Annotated in this window: 3 protein-coding genes; 2 read left to right on the top strand and 1 reads right to left on the bottom strand. The window is 61.1% G+C overall.

Annotated features, from left to right (window positions below):
• Positions 1-740 (bottom strand): peptidylprolyl isomerase (locus ACIQ36_RS19585; RefSeq protein ID WP_395832484.1); only part of this gene is annotated, 740 nt, incomplete at its 3' end.
• Between the two features lie 200 nt (positions 741-940).
• Between ACIQ36_RS19585 and ACIQ36_RS19580 the strand changes: the two genes are divergently transcribed.
• Positions 941-2,428, top strand: a complete 1,488-nt coding sequence (locus ACIQ36_RS19580) for a leucyl aminopeptidase (protein ID WP_395832482.1) — start codon at positions 941-943, stop codon at positions 2,426-2,428.
• 16 nt (positions 2,429-2,444) lie between these two features.
• Entirely contained in the window at positions 2,445-2,912 is a 468-nt protein-coding gene (locus tag ACIQ36_RS19575; protein WP_395832481.1) for a DNA polymerase III subunit chi, read from the top strand.
• The last annotated feature ends 394 nt before the right edge of the window (positions 2,913-3,306 follow it).

Genomic DNA, 3,306 nt, shown 5'->3' with positions numbered 1-3,306 from the left:
GGATCGATCTGGCCGGTGCGCACCCAGCCGAGATCCCCCCCCGTCGAGGCCGACGCCGAGTTTGAATACTGCTGGGCCACCGCCGAGAACCGCGCGCCGCTGCCGAGTTGCCGGGCGATTTCGTCGACGATACGCAGCGCTGCGGCTTCCCCGCCCACCGAATCGAAGGACAGGAAAATATCGGCAGCCAAATATTCCGGCTGCCCTTGGGAGGCCTGGGCTTCGGCAATAACCTGATCAATTTCGTCATCCGAGACCGGGCGGAGGGCGCGCACCTTCTGACGGTTCAGAATATCCCAGCCCAACCGGGGGCGGATCTGATCCATCAGCGTATCGGGCCGAAGCCCGACGCGCTCGACATCCTTCAACAGCGACCCTTTGGGCCGGTTATTCGAGGCCTCCAAGGCCTCAAGATAGGCCTTTACTTCCTCATCTTGAACATTGATGCCCCGGCGTTTGACTTCCTGCATCATCAGCTTTTCATCAATCATCGTGCGCAGCATGATCGGCACGAGACGCGCCCGCGACTCCTCGGTCACTTGCTGGCCAAGACCGATGATCGTTTGAAAATCGGCGCGCTGGATGATGTCATAAATCGAAATGATTTCGTCGTTCACCACAGCGGCGATGCGCAGCATTTCCTGCGCTTCAGCCGCTTTCGGCACAAAGCCGTTTTCAAGGCTGACGGGAGCCACCGACAGCAGGGCTGCCAAAACCGACGAATAGACTAAGCGGGCCATCGCGCTGACCATTTCCTTAACCAGAATTTGCAGGCGGACCTTGCCCCATTCTGGCCTCAGCGGCAAGAGACCCCGCGCGCCCTTTTCCCAGATAGGCACCGATTGGCAAGACGGCAGTGGCCGGATAAGGTGACGGAAAGGGCACGGACACCAATTGCGGACTGCCCAAGCGCTTCTTAGACCGAAGAAAGATCCCTCGCATGAAAATTTCGTTTGCCGATTTGGACCTCGCTAAAAAAGGCACGCTGGTTGTAACCGTCGCTGAAGATCGCGCGCTTCTCGCCAGCGCCGCGCACCTGGATGCTCAAACCCATGGCGCGCTCACGCGGGCGGCGGCGGCGAGCCGCTTTACGGGGAAGTTCGGCCAGACGTTGGAAATTCTCGCGCCGGCCGGGCTCGATGCGGGGCGGGTGTTGCTGCTCGGGCTTGGCAAGCTCGCCGAATTGACCGATGCCAAGGCTGAAAGCCTCGGCGGTTCGGTCTACGCAGCGGTTGCCGCCCAACCGGAAACCCATCTTGCCATTGCCGTCGATCCACTAACGGGCGACCTCAGCACGGCCTCCCTGGCCGCGCGCCTTGCCCATGGGCTTTCGTTGCGCGCCTATCGCTTCGATAAATATCTGACCAAGCAAAAGGCCGACGATAAGCCCAGCTTGGAAAAAGTGGCGGTTCTGTTGGCCGACCATAGCGCCGCGAAAAAGGCTTTTGCCGATCTCGATAAGCTTGCGGACGGCGTTGTCTACGCGCGCGACCTCGTCACCGAACCTGGCAATGTGCTGAACCCGGAAACCTACGCCGACCGGCTGAAGGATCTGGAAAAATCCGGGCTTGAGGTTGAAGTTCTCACCCTTAAAGACTTGAAAAAGCTTGGCATGGGCGCGCTGATTGGCGTGGGGCAGGGCTCCAAGTCGGAATCGCGCGTCGTCGTGCTGCGCTGGAACGGTGGCAAGGATGGCGCGGCCCCAGTGGCCTTCGTCGGCAAGGGCGTGACCTTCGATAGCGGCGGGCTGTCGCTGAAGACCGCCAAGGGCATGGAAGACATGAAGTGGGACATGGGCGGATCGGCGGCGGTCGTCGGCACGCTGCTGGCGCTCGCGGGGCGTAAGGCGAAGGTCAATGCCGTCGGCGTCGTTGGTCTTGTGGAAAACATGCCCTCGTCCACCGCCCAACGCCCCGGCGACGTTGTCACCAGCATGAGCGGCCAGACCATCGAAGTGCTGAATACCGACGCCGAAGGCCGCTTGGTACTCGCCGATATTCTTTGGTACACCCAGGACCGCTTCAAGCCGGTCGCCATGATTAACCTCGCCACCTTGACCGGCGCGATTATCATTGCCTTGGGTCACGAGCACGCGGGGCTTTTCTCCAATAACGACGCGCTCGCCGAGGCTATTCTCGCGGCGGGTAAAGACACGGGCGAAACCCTGTGGCGCATGCCGCTCGGCGAAGCCTATGACGCGCTGCTGAAATCCCCCATCGCCGACATGAAGAATATCGGCGATGGCGGCGCGGGCAGCGCGGTGGCCGCCGTGTTCCTGCAACGCTTCGTTAATGATGTGCCTTGGGCGCATCTCGATATCGCCGGCGTGGCCTGGGCGAATAAGGATAAGGGCGTGGTGCCGAAGGGCGCGACCGGCTGGGGCGTGCGCTTGCTCGACCAGTTGGTGAAAAGCCGCTACGAAGCCTAAGGAAATAGTGGCCGCTATGACCGACTGGAGCTTCTACCACCTCACGCGGTCCCCGCTGGAGGAGGCTTTGCCGAAGCTGCTGGAGCGCGTGATAGCGGCCAATTTGCGCGCCGTGGTGCTGTGCGGGTCGGAAGAACGGGTGGAGGCGCTGAACGCCCACCTCTGGACCTACGATCCCGCCAGCTTCCTGCCCCACGGCACGGTGAAAGAAGGCATGGCTGCCCGCCAGCCGATCTGGCTCACCGCGACCGACGAAAACCCGAACGGGGCGACGGTGGCGCTGCTGACCGAAGGCGTTAGCTTAGGCAATCCAAGTGCTTACGCCCGCATTCTCGATATTTTCAACGGCCGTGACGAACTCGCGGTAGCATCCGCGCGCCTGCGCTATAAAGAGGCGAAGGCGGCGGGGCATTGGTTGAAATACTACCAGCAGAGTGACCGAGGGTGGACGCTCGCGCATGAGGCGAAGCCGGTGGAGGCTTAGGCAGCCCCCCGCCGAGTAATCGGGGCATTAATCCGAAGCCGCAATCCCGTGATGCTATAAGCGCGATCCACGGGAAGCTTCGGCGAGAAATAAACTTTGGTTTCGGGGGTTCTGGTCACGGTGAATCGGATATTTGCCAATGTCGCGATTTTCGAGAGACCCGCCGCGCGTCCGTAAGTATTGAGCGCGGCCAAACGAAGCAAGTTTGAAAACCCACCCGGCTCGAAAACCTCGGCGATGATCGAGTCGGTTGATTGAGGAGAGCCCATCGGTTGGCGCTCTGAACCGCCCCGAGTTTGCCGGAGACCCCAACTCGTGAGAAGTAGGGTCTATGACAAGCAAGACGACGAACAAGTTTTCTCCTGAAGTCCGCGCCCGCGCCGTTCGGATGGTG

The organism is Elstera sp., from assembly GCF_044372965.1.
In the GTDB taxonomy this organism is placed as follows: domain Bacteria; phylum Pseudomonadota; class Alphaproteobacteria; order Elsterales; family Elsteraceae; genus Elstera.
The sequence above is the reverse complement of the archived record's forward strand: the minus strand, read 5'-3'. Positions and strand labels throughout refer to the sequence as shown.

Bases quoted from the DNA above. Each gene is read 5' to 3' on its own strand.
- ACIQ36_RS19580 (WP_395832482.1), top strand. From the start codon at position 941: ATGAAAATTTCGTTTGCCGATTTGGACCTCGCTAAAAAAGGCACGCTG.
- ACIQ36_RS19575 (WP_395832481.1), top strand. From the start codon at position 2,445: ATGACCGACTGGAGCTTCTACCACCTCACGCGGTCCCCGCTGGAGGAG.